Below are 13508 nucleotides of genomic sequence, written 5' to 3'. Positions count from 1 at the left end.
TTTACTGTTGCTCCTCCTTGATTTTTATCTTTACATCATAATGCCCCGCCAATTGTCCTTGCAACTCTAAATCATACGTAAAGGCCAATTGACCGAGCAATGCTTCCTCTTTAAACCATTTTATTTGGAGGTCTTCCGTTTTTGCTAACGTTTGAAAAGTTGCGTACGCGGTTTTATAAGACCCCTCGGTTTCTTTACCTGGTGTATATTCTTGGCGCATTGATACGGCTCCTTGCCGAAGCACCGTTAGACTGTCCGGCTGAATCTTAAGCACCGTCTTAACTTCACCGATGTCCTCAAGTTGTTCGTTCCACGTCACAAACGTGCTTTGACTCTTTTTGACGAGTTGTCCAGAGCCACTAACTGAGATCTCTTTCTTTTCGCCCGCTTGTTCTACGTTCGTCTCCATTGTAACAAATACTGGAATGCCTTGTTCACTCATTTCGGCCTCCCCTTTCCTATTAATGAGTGTATCCAATCTGACTTTGCTCTGCAATTGCTCTACAGTAACATTCGCCCTTTCTTCAGAAATCCCCGTCTCTAACTTTGTCTAAAGACATCGAAAAACGCGGAGGAATTCAATCCCCCGCGTTTGTTTAGTATTCCACTTTATCAATTTTACTTTTCCATTGTTCAAACGGCCGCTGATCATTTAAATCGAGTCGAACGAACGGGATCAGTCGTTCATTTTCAACTTTAGCAATTTCATCATAAATGAACGCGTCGTCAAAACCGATCTTTGCGGCATCGTCTTTGTTCATCGCATAGTACACATGTGTTGGGCGTGCCCAATAGATCGCCCCTAAACACATTGGACACGGTTCACAGCTTGAATAGATAATGCACCCGTCCAGCTGGAAAGTCCCTAAGTTTTTACACGCATCGCGAATGGCGGTTACTTCAGCATGAGCCGTCGGATCATTGTCTTTCGTTACGACATTTCCGCCTCGACCTACAATGCTCCCGTCTTTTACGACAATGGCTCCGAACGGTCCGCCACCGCTTTCTAAGTTTTCACAAGCAGCATTTATCGCTTCTTTAAGAAATCTCGAATGGTTTGTCATTGATTACACTCTCCAGTCTCTCTATATGTTGTGATCTTTGTAGGGTCACTCTCTTCGTCAAAAATCACGATCGTTCCTGCATATAAATTGAAAAACGGATTGAAGAACTATGTTCCTTACCACTTTGTTCCTGATTATTTGTGATTTCTAACCTAGAAATCACGTACAGTTTACTTGTAAACCTCTCCTTTTCTTTGTATTATTAAATTTCAGTGAAGGAGAGAGAGGCGGCGGCTGTATGAACGTATCGAAGGCTTCACTTATACCGGGAATACTTACAATTGGACTCCTGACCGCATGTGGTCAAGATTCCGCCCAAGAAGAACTTCTAGACTACTTAAATGGTCCTTATGATGAGTTTCTAGATATGTATGATGAACTTAGCTATATGTATGATGATTATGAAGACGCTGGTTCGCAAGGTGACGATGAACAAGTTCTTGAGATTATTCAAACAGATTTAATTCCTCAATACGATGAGATGTACGATCATTTAATGTCGCTTTCTTTTGAAGAGGCTGACATCGAAGCATTAAATGAACTGCTTATTGAAGAAACGAACTACAACCAAGAAGCTGTGCTTGCCGAAGAAGAAGCGTATCGGATCGTTCTTGAAAACGAAGAAAGTGCTGATGAGCTTTTTGATGAACGAGACGATTATTATGATCTTGCTGACGAAAAATTAATGGAATTTGATCAATTGTTAAATGAATTAATGGAAACGTATGACGTAGAATAATTTTTTTGCGATGAAACATGTGGTTTCATCGCTTTTCTAATTTGTGTCGGTTTTTTTCATAATTTCTCCTCTTACAATGAACCGAAACATCCATTATAATTACGAACGGAGTCGATTTTTAAATCTCGTTATTCGACAATAATGACCATCTATAACTAAATGGTTACATTGTGAAACGAAATCAATGGTTGATAGGAAGGACTAGATACTTCCAATGTCAACACGGTTATTGTTTCAAATTCGAACATTATACACAAATATGACAAACCACAACTTATAGTGGTTTGCTTTTATTTTCGACACAACAAGTTGTGGTTTAGGCGTAGATTTTCAGGGTAAATAATGCTAAGATAGAGTTAACAAAGAGGATTGGAAGTGGCAATACATGACGATCATAATGAAGCATGATGGCGCTCGTAAGATGCCTTTTGACAAAGAGCGCTTGTTTGCGTTTATTGATGAAGTAACAACCGACATTCGTATTACTAAATACGTTGATCAATATAAAGAGAAAATCGTAAAAACCATCGAAGCAAAAGAAGAATATGCAGCAGCGGACATCACCCAACTCTTACTTTTAACTGCCGCTGAGAACAATGACATCGCTGTGCCTGAATGGACATATGTTGCATCGAAAATCTTCCTTCGTGACCTCTACAAAAAAGCAGCATATAACCGTAGTTATGATGCAAAACAACGATACGGAAGCTTCTATGGCCTCCAAAAGCGTCTTGGTCAACTCGGCATTTATGATGTAACGATTTTACGCGATTACACACAAGATGAAATTGAAGAAGCTGCGAAGTTTATCGAGCCTGATCGCGACTACTTACTTACTTATGCTGGACTAAGAACATTAAGTGATCGTTACTTAGCGAAAGGCTATGACGGTAAGGAAGTCTATGAGTTACCACAAGAACGCTGGTTGACAATCGCAATGACTCTCATGTCTCAAGAAGACCGCTCCAAACGTTTATCGCTCGTAAAAGAAGCTTATTGGGCGCTCTCCAACCTCTACATGACCGTTGCAACACCAACACTCGCGAACGCTGGAAAGAAAGCAGGCCAACTTTCAAGCTGCTTTATTGATACGATTGATGACAGTCTTCAAGGCATTTATGATTCGAATACAGACATTGCAAACGTAAGTAAGTACGGTGGCGGTGTTGGGGTTTATATCGGAAAAGTACGTGCTGCAAACTCTGATATTCGTGGCTACAAAAACACTTCTTCTGGTGTCGTGCCATGGATCCGTCAAATTAACAACACAGCAGTTAGTGTCGACCAACTTGGAACACGTGCAGGAGCTGTTGCCGTCTATTTAGATGTGTGGCATGCAGACATCTTTGAATTTCTCGACCTTAGACTAAATAACGGTGATGAGCGTAAACGTGCACATGACATTTTTACAGGGGTTAACTTGCCTGATATTTTCATGGAAGCTGTTGAGTCACGCGGTGACTGGTATTTATTCGACCCACACGAAGTACGCCGAGTATTTGGTTGGTCACTCGAAGATAGTTACGATGAAGAACCTGGTAAAGGGACGTTCCGCGATCGTTATGAGATGTGTGTACAATCAACAGAACTTACGAGTCGCAAGAAAGTCAAAGCAATTGATGTCATGAAGCGAATCATGCAATCACAGCTTGAGACTGGAACGCCATATATGTTCTATCGTGATGAAGTAAACCGTATGAATGCGAACAAACATGAAGGTATTGTTTATAGCTCAAACCTTTGTACAGAAATTATGCAGAACATGTCAGAAACGGTTGTTATTGAACAAATTGAAGCCGACGGAGAGATCGTCGTTCGCAAAAAGCCAGGTGACTTTGTCGTCTGTAACCTTTCTTCAATTAACTTAGGACGTGCCGTACGTTCTGATGTGTTATCACGCTTGATCCCGATTCAAGTGCGTATGCTTGATAATGTAATCGATATTAACAACCTGCCTGTACTCCAAGCACAGATTACGAACAAGAAATACCGTGCAATTGGGTTAGGAACGTTCGGTTGGCATCACCTACTCGTTCAAAAGGAACTTTCATGGGATGATCCTAAAGCCGTGCAATTGGCCGATGAATTGTATGAGGAAATTGCTTATCGTACGATTCAAGCAAGTGCACAACTCGCAGAAGAAAAGGGAAGTTACCCTGCCTATGAAGGATCTGAGTGGAGCGACGGGAAATACTTTGAACGTCATGGCTACACTGAAGTTGACGAAGATAAAGCCTACTCCCACTATGAGCGTTGGCAAAAACTTGCAAAGCAAGTACAAGAAACAGGAATTCGTAACGGCTATTTAATGGCTGTAGCACCGAACAGTTCCACGGCCACGATTGCGGGTAGTACTGCAGGTATTGACCCAACATTTGGTCCAAGCTACGTGGAAGAGAAGAAAAATTATCGAATTACAGTAACTGCACCTGATATTACAGGCGAAAACTATAAATACTATGAGAAAACAGCCTTCCAACAAGATCAATTTGCAAGCATTGCTCATAACGCTGCTCGTCAAAAGCACGTAGATCAATCTCAGTCGTTTAACCTTTATGTACCAGCTTCAATTAAGGCAAAAACGTTACTTGACCTACACATTTCTGCTTGGAAAGCAGGACTTAAAACGACGTACTACGTACGAAGCAGTAAGATTAACATTCAAGAATGTGAATGGTGTGCGAGTTAATGAAGCATGTTTTAGTGCTACATGAATCGTTAAGTGGCAACACGAAACGTCTTGCGGACCTTGTAGCTGAACTTCTTAAACAACGAGAAGCGATTGTCGACGTACAATCGCTTCGCACCTTTTTAAATGAGCCTAAAGCGCGTACACAAATGCAGCTTGAGCAGTATGATAAAGTACTCATTGGCACGTACACTGATGATTCTCATCAACCTCCTGAACTGATTGAAGAGCTACTCGAAACGTACGACTTAACCGAGTATAATGTAGCAACTTTTGGCACCGGAGACACTCAGTGGGGAGACAGCTACTGCTATGCAGCCGATGTCGTTGCTAAAGAATCTCAATCAAAAGACCCTGTACTAAAAATTGAACAAATGCCTGCAAAAACTGACCTTGAAACAATTATTGAATGGCTGGAGGCGATTGGTAGTGAATAATATGATGCAAAAAGTAGCAATAATGGAACCGACCAACCCTGTTCGTTCAACAGGAATTATAAATGGCCGTTCAAGTGGAATTCTCAATTGGAACGACATTGCGTATCCTTCTTTTTACCGAACGTATCGAGAATTAATGTCTAATTTCTGGATTCCGCAAGAAGTCAACATGAGCCCGGATTCAAAGTCAATCGTTGACTTAACAGAAGAAGAATTACGTGCATACAAATTAACAATCGGTCTACTTGCAACGCTTGATACTCCTCAAGCTCGCCTCATTCATGGTGTAAGTGAGTACGTAAGTGACGATAGTGTACATGCAATTGCAGCAGTCATCGCGCAACAAGAAGTTGTACACAATGAAAGCTATTCTTATGCTCTTTCTTCCCTATTTAGTTATGAAGAGCAAAAACAAATCTTTGACGATGCACGCCAAAACAAAACAATCATTCAACGTAATGAGCGTGTTATGGCCGCATACGATGAATTTCTTAAAAACCCAACAGAACAAAACCTCGTGAAAGTTATTATCTATTCAATTATTCTTGAAGGTATTTTCTTCTACAGTGGGTTTGCATATTTCTACAACCTTGCACGCCAACAGAAAATGAACGCAACAGCTCAAATTATTAGCTTTATTAACCGTGATGAGCTCGTACACGGCAAGTTTATGTCTGAACTTTTACGTGCTGTACTCGGTGAAAACCCTCACTTAAACACAGAAGAATTAACAACATTTATCGAGCAAGAATTCCAATATGCTGTTGAATCTGAGATTGAGTGGTCAGAAGAGGTTTTACAAGGACTTGTCGGGATTGACCTTGATGAGATGAGCACCTACATTAAGTACCGTGCCAACAAAATGCTAAAAACACTTGGAATTGATCCGATCTATGAAGATGCTCATGACAATGGCATGCCATGGATTAAAGCTTTTGTCGATAACTTTGATGAAACAAAAACCGATTTCTTTGAAGCGAGAAATCGTAGTTATGAAAAAGTTGATGCTGATAACGGCTTTGACGAACTCTAAAACAAATCATGTCGTTATAAAACCCCCTGCGATTCCACATCAGGGGGTTATTTTACGTTCATATTTTGAAGGAAAATCGAGGATGATTTGAGTTTACAGAAGAAGAGCATACTGGTTTGGACTACTAAAAACGTCTTCCGCTTGTATTGTTCGCAGGGTTCGTAACGACCCCAGGACCGTTAATTAAGTTATTGTTGATTACGATTTCGCCACAGCCACATTCTTCAACAGGTGGCTGTGGTTGAGGGCGACGACGAGGACCTCTTGAACATCCACAATAGTTGCTTACCATGATGCATCTCACCTCCAGTACTACTCTATTGTATTGCGAACGAGTATTGCCTGTCACGACGCTTACCTATGCCCTGTCCTCCGCTTTTGCTGAAATTAAAAAACCACCCTCGAATTTTTTGAGAGGTGGCTTTGAACATCATCACCTTAACCAATAACTAAATAGTGTTGCAATGATGACGATAAAAAGAAAATAACAACTTGCAAACACTAAATTCCTGCGAATGATGCTGTATGGGTTCGCTTGAAGCTGCATCGCTAATATCGTTGGAGTAACGTTAAACGGACCAATCATGACCGTCCCCATTCCAACTCCAATCAATAAAATGCTCATCCCATACGGGTGATGTGCAATGGCCTCCGTTAAAAACGGTGAAATTAGGGCAATTGAGATCAAAGGATGGAAGCCAACGAGTGCAAGACTAAAAATACAAACCGCTACGAGCAAATAAAAAACGATTAATACGCCTTCTGTATACGTAAATACGAACAACGAGTTCATGTAATCGAACCAAATGGTGTATGGAAACACTTCCACGAAAAAACCCGCCGATAAAAACAAGAAAAACAACCCGTGGAGTTGCGTTGTGTTACCTCGTAAATACGTAAAACTTAGTTTTTTAAACCGTTTTAATCGTCCAATCGACAATGACCATAAAAAGGTGAAAGGCACAATTAAAATCGTGACTGTAAACAAAAACGATTGAGGATAAACCCATTAAACGTAAGCAAAACAACAATGAAACACGTAATAGCAATCCCTAATTGTAGTAGTTTTTTCCGAAGCGTCTCCCCATAATCTTCTGTTTCTTGAATGATGTTCAAATCTCGACCTTTTAATTGACGACTATGTAAAAACCAATCGACACTAATAAAGATAAAGCTAATCGTTAGAAGTGTCGGTAACAATAACAAGTAATTTGTGCCAGTCATATCAATGGTTGATGCAACAAGAATCTCTGTGGGGCTCCATAATAAGACGAGTGCATACGCTCTTAGAATGCTGTGCGCAAAAAAACGCTCAATAACTCCTTTGCCGAACTTCGTTAACTTGTTTTTGACCGTGGCTACAACAACGGGTACCGTCGCCACATTTAAAAATAACGTCAATAAGTACGACATAATCGACGTGCGTTTATACAATCGTACTAAGTTTGGTCTGGGCGGCATGCTGATCATTTTACTCAATGCCAAATCATATTTCCCTACTTTAATGATCGTACTCATAAACGGCAATACAAACAATAACGCTAGCAAGCCCGTCATCGAACCAAACAAATGAAAGAAATTTACTTCTTGTGGAACAGAAACAAAATAAAATACTAATCCGAGCACGAAGAAAGAAAGACCAGCCCATTTATAAAGTCGGCTGGCTTTCGTAACATTTAGAATAATAATAAGAAGGGCAATAACTCCAATAAACGTCTTTACAAGTGACATAGCAAAAATCTCATTAAGCATATAGAGCAAAACAATCATGAAGTATAAAATAAAAATCGCTTTCACCTACTTTTTAAGTGCGATCTCCTATATCGTAATCGATGATAATCGTTTTATTATATCACCTTTTTTTCAGTTAATTGTGTAATTTTGTTTGAATAACTTCTTTCCACCTCGCACAAATAAAAAAACTGCAGCTGTACATTCTCACAGCTACAGTTTCATTCTTCCATTACGCGCTCTACCACATCAAGAACAGTTTGTAGCTCTTCCATTGGAATTTGACCCGGAGCTGAACTCTCACTACCAACAGCAAACGTCATCGCTGATCCACATGCCCCGCCCATCATACGAGACAATGCACCTAATCGTCCCATAGACATTGTAACGATTGGAATGGGTAAACCTGCCGCTGCTTCTTGTGTTGCTTGCATGAGCGTTAGCACATCTTCTACAGATGTAGGCATCACGGCTACTTTACCAATATGAGCACCTTTTTCTTTCGCTTCGGTTAGCTTTTGCACAATTTCTTGTTTTGATGGTGTTCGTTCAAAGTTATGGTAAGACATCAGTACTTGAACACCATACACCTTCCCGAACTCCACCACACGGTCGATATTCGCTTGTTCTGAGCTTAATTCTACATCAATCGCCCATATGAAGCCCGTCTGAACGACAGCTTCATAAAGGTCGAATACTTCTTGTTCCGTTAGTGTGATGTTTTCTCCACCTTCACGACTCGACCGACGTGTAAACAGAAGCGGGATGTCCGCTGCGCGCTCATGAATTTCTTTAGTAACTTGCAATACGCCTGTTGTATCATGCAAATCAGTAAAAAAATCAATACGCCATTCGATAACATTAGGTTTTTTGTTAACGATCTCATCAAGTTGAGCCAGTAATTCATAACGATCTTTTCCTACGAGTGGTGTTACGATTAAAGGTCGACGTTGCTCATCTTTATTAATCGGTGTTAGTTGTCGTGAATTTTTCATCAAATGTCTCCTTCTGTAGAGTTGTAGAGTTCTTCTATAAGTAGTCATTAAACGAATACGTCCATCTATAATCAACTACTAGTATACATGTCGAGCTCCTTTTACAACACTGCACATCTATTGTATTCTTTTGTTACAATACAGAAGTAAAGAACGACCGACATTAACGAACAGAGGGGCAGTAATTACTTATGAGTTCTTATCGAGAAAAAAGCATTGTGTTCATTGGGTTCATGGGTTCTGGTAAAACCACAATCGGGGAACAAGTCGCTAAGAAACTTTATCGTGACTTTGTCGACATTGACGAAGAAATTGAAAAAGAATATGGCATGCCCGTTACTGATATTTTTAAAGTTCACGGTGAAGAAGCCTTTCGTTCAAAAGAAAAAGAGCTTATTAAAAGATACTGTGAGCGACCATTAAAGATTATCTCTGTCGGTGGCGGTGCGTTTATGAACGAAGAAATACGTGAAGTCTGTTTACAAAATTGCATCGTCTTTTTCCTTGATCTTTCGTTTGATGCCTGGAAAGAGCGATTGACATTATTATTGCCAAGCCGTCCAGTGCTACAAGGGAAATCAATTGAAGAAATTGAAGAGCTTTTCTACAAACGACAAGGCATCTATGCCGACCATAACTCAAAGTTTACGACGGACCACTTAGACATTGATGAAGTGAGTGATTATCTCATTGAGTCGTTGAAGACGTCTTGGGATTTATATAGTTAAAAAGTGATGGGGTAAAGGCTGATGGCCTTACTCCATCTCTTCAACTCGTTGTAGGAACAGATCATGATTAAGCGCTCCGTAAGCGACACGATCGACTCGTCCTTCTCGATCAATGAAATAAGTCGTTGGCATCACTTGCACAAGGTATTCATTTGCGACCTCTGCACTTGTATCAAGTGGGATCGGAAACGTTAATTGCAACTCATCGACGAACTCTTCTACGTTCTCTATGCTCGTCTCACTACTTGTCGTATTCACTGCAATAACTTCTACATCCGCTTCTGCATCTTCATGAATCTCCTGCATATCAGGCATTTCTGCACGGCACGGTGGCACCATGTTGCCCAGAAATTCAAGATCACTCTCTCCCCACGGTAATCCGATAATCGAATGGTTTCACCACTCATCGTCTCTAGCTCAAAGTTAGGGGCTTGATCTCCTGGACTTAAGCCAGTCTCAAGGTCTTCACCCGCTTCTTCTCCTTGGTCTATAATCACATACGAATCTTCTTGTGCACGAAACGTATCGTACATAACCCAAGCAACCATCCCGACTAAAACCGTAATTAATACCCAACGTTTCATGATCAGCCCCCTTTCATTTCTTTTCGCGACGACTTCACAACGTCAACCATTATCATCACGATCACAAACCCAATCATTGCTACAGGAAAACTCCAATGGATGACAACGTGAAACAAGAAAGGATTTTGAAAACCTACAATGGCAAAAAGCTGGAGGAATCCCCATAAACCGAGTCCAATCCATCCGGTCCATCGTTTCTGTATATGTTGAAAAATCATCCATAAAATCAGGGCAAATCCACTTAAATAAACGAGCGTTTCAACGCCCGTGGATTGCACCGTAACATAGACCATTTCTGCAGGAATTAAGACGAGTAATAACCCTATGAATATGCGCTGTAACGCATGTTGATGACGCCATGATGCATAGAGAAAATAAACCATAACAATGATGGTTGCTAACCATAACTCTTGCCTACCACTAGGATAAGCAATTGCAGATAACGGATCTGTCACGAGCAATTCTGGCCTCATAACAAGCGTTCCAAATTGCATCGTCACAAACAATGTTAACAAACCATTGTATATGACCTCCCGAATTGCTTTGTCGTCACGGTGTTGCATTGGAGAGAAATAGCGTAAGAAACTAACGCCTAGTGCTACAGAAATAAGCACGAGGAGCATTTCATATTGGATGACAAATGGTCCTAGTTGAAACATTTTAACCTCCACAAACATCTACTTGTTGCCGCGTGTTTCATGCTTTTCACGCCTTGCCGGCCTTAACTTCATCTTACAATCTATCGGTTAAACGTTTCTACTTCCAGCTATTCATCCCACCACGAACATTCACGACATTCGTAAACTGATTTTTCTTTAATTGTTTTGAAGCTTTTAAGCTACGCATGCCACTCTGACAGATCACAGCAATCTCTTTATCGTGTTCTAGTTTGTCCATACGGTTACTCAACGTGTGAAGTGGGATATTGATTGCTCCTCGAATGCTATGATTTGAAAACTCGCCTTCTGTTCTTACATCAACGAGTCGTAGATCTTTGTTTGAAGCTTTGCTTTTAATTCTTCTGTTGTAATTTGGCGGATGTTTCCTGGACTCATTTGCTTAATAACATACATGATCACAATTGCAAAGATTAGTATTACGACAATAGACATAGTTACCTCCATCGACCACTTTAAAATCTCGTAAACCATTTTTCATTTCTTGCGTTTTCTATACCATTATACAAATACCCACAAGGGTATGTAAACGAGCGACATCCCATTGTAAATTTTTCCTAACAGCGAGGTTTAAATTCTGTCATTTCTACCGACACTGTTTATAACTATAATTTACCAAATGAGGTGCTCGACGTGGAAGTCGCAACGAGACGTAGCCAAAGAAAAAAACGACGTAGGTTTTGGTTCCGATTTACCTTCCGTTCTACAATGGTTATCGCCATTCTATCGGTTCTTGCACTTCTTTGTATTTTTTCATATTCCTATTTACTAGGTCCTCCACCGATGCAAGTAGCACAATCAACGTATATTTATGATGATGATGGCAATGTTGTAAATGAAACTCAGCAAGGACATCAACGAAACTGGACGAACATTGATGATGTATCGCCTTTTGTTTTGGATGCCTTTGTTGCTATTGAAGATCGCAAATTCTATGATCATCACGGCTTTGATTACATGCGTATTGGGGCTGCGGTATTAAAAAACGTACAAACGATGTCTCGTAGCCAAGGGGCGAGTACGATTACCCAACAATATGCCCGCAATTTGTTTTTAAATCATGAGAAGACGTGGGATCGTAAAGCAAGGGAAGCACTCTATGCACTGCGACTAGAGTGGCACGTCCCGAAAGATGATATCTTAGAAGGTTATGTAAATACGATTAATTTTGGACATGGCGCTTACGGAATAGAACGAGCGGCACATCTGTATTTTGGAGTATCAGCAAAAGAACTTTCCCTCGAACAGGCTGCCTTACTCGCTGGCTTGCCACGAGGACCGTCTTATTATTCACCATATAACCATCCAGAACGAGCAAAAGATCGTCAAGAACTCATCCTTCTGAGATGAAAGACCAAGGTAAAATCACCGCTGAACAGTACGAAGAGGCACTCGCGACTGATATTGAATTCTCCGAAACTCAGCAAAGCCAAGAACGTGTCGCACCGTATTTCCAAGACGTAGTTGAACGTGAATTGTTAGAGCGTTACGACCTCGACCCTGCAATTGTTGAAGCTGGTGGGCTGAAAGTGTTCACAACGCTCGATGCGGACTTGCAAAAAGCGGCTGAAACGTACGTAGAGCAAGAAATGCCTGCAGATGAACCTCTACAAACGGCGGTTGTTAGTGTTGATCCAACGACAGGTGATGTAAAGGCCATGGTCGGAGGCGTGCATTATGATGAAAGTCCTTTTAACCGTGCATACGATGCGAGACGTTCGCCAGGATCTACGTTCAAACCGTTTTTATATTATGCAGCCTTAAAAAATGGCTTCACACCTGCAACACTTTTACGTAGTGAACCGACATCATTTCCACTTAACGAAGAAGGCGATTATTATGAGCCTGGCAATTACGGTGAAATTTACGCCAATGACTTTATTACGATGACCCAAGCACTCGCCTATTCAGACAATATTTACGCTGTAAAAACGCACGTTTTACAAGAGCCTGAAAGTCTAATTGAAACCGCTCAAGCTGCAGGTATTGAAAGTACGCTATCACCGAACTTATCACTTGCACTCGGCGCTTCAGACGTTGGGGTATTAGAGCTAACGGCAGCTTATAGTCCCTTTGCCAATGGTGGGGCTCGTGTTGAGCCGAGATTAATTGAGCGTGTCGAAGATGCTGAAGGCAACGTTTTAATTGACACAGAACCAGAAGTTGAACAAGCCTTTGATGAGCGACAGACGTACATGATGACTGAGATGATGCGTCATATGTTTAATAGTGAATTAAATGATTACACATCCGTAACAGGAAATTCCATTTCACATCTCATTACAAGACCGATGGCAGGTAAGAGTGGAAGTACACCGAACGACAATTGGATGATCGGCTATACTCCAAACCTCGTCACTGGTGTATGGGTCGGCTATGATGATAATACACCTCTCGACCACCGAAAACACGGTCAAATCGCCAAGAAAATCTGGGTTAAAACGTTAGAAAAAAGTCTCGAAGGTGAGCTGAAACATGAATTTCAGATGCCTCCCGGTGTTGAGAATGTCGACATCGATCTTGCGACCGGTTTACTCGCTGATGAAGCTTGCGGGAATGCCTACACTGCAGCTTTTGTTCGTAACACAGCACCAACTGAATCGTGTACCGAGTACTTGGAAAATGATGAACTAAATGCAGAAGAAGCAAAAGAAGAGATTAGCAAAGAAAAAGAAAAACTGTTCGATCGTTTAAAGCGATGGTTCTCGAGTAACGAAATTGACGGATAATTCATTTCACTCTTTAAAAGGATTCCAATAAAACGTTGGGGTCCTTTTCTTTATGGTACTAAAAGCAGGACTACCCATGAAATGGGGCGAATGTCTAACACA

The 13508-nt window shown here is 41.0% G+C and carries 16 protein-coding genes and 1 pseudogene; 7 read left to right on the top strand and 10 right to left on the bottom strand.

Going from position 1 to position 13508, the window contains the following annotated elements:
* Position 1: 1 nt before the first annotated feature.
* Together JCM19038_RS03345 and JCM19038_RS03340 are read right to left on the bottom strand one after the other, a co-directional pair.
* The gene (locus tag JCM19038_RS03345; protein WP_042414570.1) at positions 2 to 442 is read right to left on the bottom strand and encodes a DUF1934 domain-containing protein; all 441 of its coding nucleotides are present in this window, start codon (positions 440 to 442) and stop codon (positions 2 to 4) included.
* Between the two features lie 154 nt (positions 443 to 596).
* Positions 597 to 1064, bottom strand: a complete 468-nt coding sequence (locus tag JCM19038_RS03340; RefSeq protein WP_042414568.1) for a nucleoside deaminase — start codon at positions 1062 to 1064, stop codon at positions 597 to 599.
* A 238-nt stretch (positions 1065 to 1302) separates the two neighbouring features.
* Between JCM19038_RS03340 and JCM19038_RS03335 the strand changes: the two genes are divergently transcribed.
* The 4 genes from JCM19038_RS03335 to JCM19038_RS03320 all read left to right on the top strand — a co-directional run bounded on the left by JCM19038_RS03335 (position 1303) and on the right by JCM19038_RS03320 (position 5962).
* The gene (locus JCM19038_RS03335; RefSeq protein WP_042414565.1) at positions 1303 to 1803 is read left to right on the top strand and encodes a hypothetical protein; all 501 of its coding nucleotides are present in this window, start codon (positions 1303 to 1305) and stop codon (positions 1801 to 1803) included.
* 385 nt (positions 1804 to 2188) lie between these two features.
* Positions 2189 to 4492, top strand: a complete 2304-nt coding sequence (locus JCM19038_RS03330; protein WP_042414563.1) for a ribonucleoside-diphosphate reductase subunit alpha — start codon at positions 2189 to 2191, stop codon at positions 4490 to 4492.
* Complete coding sequence (locus tag JCM19038_RS03325; protein WP_042414560.1) at positions 4492 to 4929, top strand: flavodoxin domain-containing protein; 438 nt, start codon at positions 4492 to 4494, stop codon at positions 4927 to 4929. The genes JCM19038_RS03330 and JCM19038_RS03325 overlap by 1 nt, the downstream gene beginning before the upstream one ends.
* 1 nt (position 4930) lies before the next feature.
* Positions 4931 to 5962, top strand: a complete 1032-nt coding sequence (locus tag JCM19038_RS03320) for a ribonucleotide-diphosphate reductase subunit beta (RefSeq protein WP_042358318.1) — start codon at positions 4931 to 4933, stop codon at positions 5960 to 5962.
* Positions 5963 to 6086: 124 nt separating this feature from the next.
* Here the strand turns inward: JCM19038_RS03320 and JCM19038_RS22580 are convergent, their stop codons facing one another.
* From JCM19038_RS22580 to aroD, 4 genes are all read right to left on the bottom strand, one after another.
* The gene (locus tag JCM19038_RS22580; protein ID WP_193745024.1) at positions 6087 to 6254 is read right to left on the bottom strand and encodes a hypothetical protein; all 168 of its coding nucleotides are present in this window, start codon (positions 6252 to 6254) and stop codon (positions 6087 to 6089) included.
* 141 nt (positions 6255 to 6395) lie between these two features.
* A complete protein-coding gene (locus tag JCM19038_RS03315) occupies positions 6396 to 6791 on the bottom strand; it encodes a hypothetical protein (protein ID WP_152549326.1) in 396 nt (131 codons plus the stop codon).
* Between the two features lie 137 nt (positions 6792 to 6928).
* Entirely contained in the window at positions 6929 to 7693 is a 765-nt protein-coding gene (locus JCM19038_RS03310) for a hypothetical protein (protein ID WP_152549325.1), read from the bottom strand.
* A 221-nt stretch (positions 7694 to 7914) separates the two neighbouring features.
* A complete protein-coding gene (gene aroD / locus JCM19038_RS03305; protein ID WP_042414551.1) occupies positions 7915 to 8688 on the bottom strand; it encodes a type I 3-dehydroquinate dehydratase in 774 nt (257 codons plus the stop codon).
* Positions 8689 to 8879: 191 nt separating this feature from the next.
* Here aroD and JCM19038_RS03300 point away from each other — a divergent pair, with 191 nt between their 5' ends.
* On the top strand, positions 8880 to 9416 hold the full coding sequence (locus JCM19038_RS03300) for a shikimate kinase (protein ID WP_042414549.1): 537 nt from the start codon (positions 8880 to 8882) through the stop codon (positions 9414 to 9416).
* A 27-nt stretch (positions 9417 to 9443) separates the two neighbouring features.
* Here JCM19038_RS03300 and JCM19038_RS21570 read toward each other — a convergent pair.
* The 4 genes and pseudogenes from JCM19038_RS21570 to JCM19038_RS23295 all read right to left on the bottom strand — a co-directional run bounded on the left by JCM19038_RS21570 (position 9444) and on the right by JCM19038_RS23295 (position 11112).
* A pseudogene (locus tag JCM19038_RS21570) lies at positions 9444 to 9823 on the bottom strand (peroxiredoxin family protein).
* 179 nt (positions 9824 to 10002) lie between these two features.
* Positions 10003 to 10659 (bottom strand): hypothetical protein, encoded by a 657-nt coding sequence (locus JCM19038_RS03290; protein ID WP_042414547.1) that lies wholly within the window; start codon positions 10657 to 10659, stop codon positions 10003 to 10005.
* A gap of 97 nt (positions 10660 to 10756) precedes the next feature.
* Complete coding sequence (locus JCM19038_RS21565; protein WP_238554281.1) at positions 10757 to 11017, bottom strand: rhodanese-like domain-containing protein; 261 nt, start codon at positions 11015 to 11017, stop codon at positions 10757 to 10759.
* Positions 10972 to 11112, bottom strand: coding sequence for a hypothetical protein (locus JCM19038_RS23295; RefSeq protein WP_238554266.1), 141 nt, complete (start codon positions 11110 to 11112; stop codon positions 10972 to 10974). Before JCM19038_RS23295 ends, JCM19038_RS21565 begins: the two co-directional genes overlap by 46 nt.
* A gap of 198 nt (positions 11113 to 11310) precedes the next feature.
* Here JCM19038_RS23295 and JCM19038_RS23290 point away from each other — a divergent pair, with 198 nt between their 5' ends.
* Entirely contained in the window at positions 11311 to 12027 is a 717-nt protein-coding gene (locus tag JCM19038_RS23290) for a transglycosylase domain-containing protein (RefSeq protein WP_238554265.1), read from the top strand.
* The gene (locus JCM19038_RS03280) at positions 12024 to 13406 is read left to right on the top strand and encodes a transglycosylase domain-containing protein (RefSeq protein ID WP_238554264.1); all 1383 of its coding nucleotides are present in this window, start codon (positions 12024 to 12026) and stop codon (positions 13404 to 13406) included. Before JCM19038_RS23290 ends, JCM19038_RS03280 begins: the two co-directional genes overlap by 4 nt.
* The last annotated feature ends 102 nt before the right edge of the window (positions 13407 to 13508 follow it).

Origin of the sequence: Geomicrobium sp. JCM 19038 (genome assembly GCF_000698125.1) — a bacterium.
Lineage (GTDB): Bacteria > Bacillota > Bacilli > Bacillales > Marinococcaceae > Geomicrobium_A.
The sequence above is the reverse complement of the archived record's forward strand: the minus strand, read 5'-3'. Positions and strand labels throughout refer to the sequence as shown.

Bases quoted from the DNA above. Each gene is read 5' to 3' on its own strand.
- JCM19038_RS03345 (WP_042414570.1), bottom strand. From the start codon at position 442: ATGAGTGAACAAGGCATTCCAGTATTTGTTACAATGGAGACGAACGTA.
- JCM19038_RS03340 (WP_042414568.1), bottom strand. From the start codon at position 1,064: ATGACAAACCATTCGAGATTTCTTAAAGAAGCGATAAATGCTGCTTGT.
- JCM19038_RS03335 (WP_042414565.1), top strand. From the start codon at position 1,303: ATGAACGTATCGAAGGCTTCACTTATACCGGGAATACTTACAATTGGA.
- JCM19038_RS03330 (WP_042414563.1), top strand. From the start codon at position 2,189: ATGACGATCATAATGAAGCATGATGGCGCTCGTAAGATGCCTTTTGAC.
- JCM19038_RS03325 (WP_042414560.1), top strand. From the start codon at position 4,492: ATGAAGCATGTTTTAGTGCTACATGAATCGTTAAGTGGCAACACGAAA.
- JCM19038_RS03320 (WP_042358318.1), top strand. From the start codon at position 4,931: ATGATGCAAAAAGTAGCAATAATGGAACCGACCAACCCTGTTCGTTCA.
- JCM19038_RS22580 (WP_193745024.1), bottom strand. From the start codon at position 6,254: ATGGTAAGCAACTATTGTGGATGTTCAAGAGGTCCTCGTCGTCGCCCT.
- JCM19038_RS03310 (WP_152549325.1), bottom strand. From the start codon at position 7,693: ATGTCACTTGTAAAGACGTTTATTGGAGTTATTGCCCTTCTTATTATT.
- aroD (WP_042414551.1), bottom strand. From the start codon at position 8,688: ATGAAAAATTCACGACAACTAACACCGATTAATAAAGATGAGCAACGT.
- JCM19038_RS03300 (WP_042414549.1), top strand. From the start codon at position 8,880: ATGAGTTCTTATCGAGAAAAAAGCATTGTGTTCATTGGGTTCATGGGT.
- JCM19038_RS03290 (WP_042414547.1), bottom strand. From the start codon at position 10,659: ATGTTTCAACTAGGACCATTTGTCATCCAATATGAAATGCTCCTCGTG.
- JCM19038_RS23295 (WP_238554266.1), bottom strand. From the start codon at position 11,112: ATGTCTATTGTCGTAATACTAATCTTTGCAATTGTGATCATGTATGTT.
- JCM19038_RS03280 (WP_238554264.1), top strand. From the start codon at position 12,024: ATGAAAGACCAAGGTAAAATCACCGCTGAACAGTACGAAGAGGCACTC.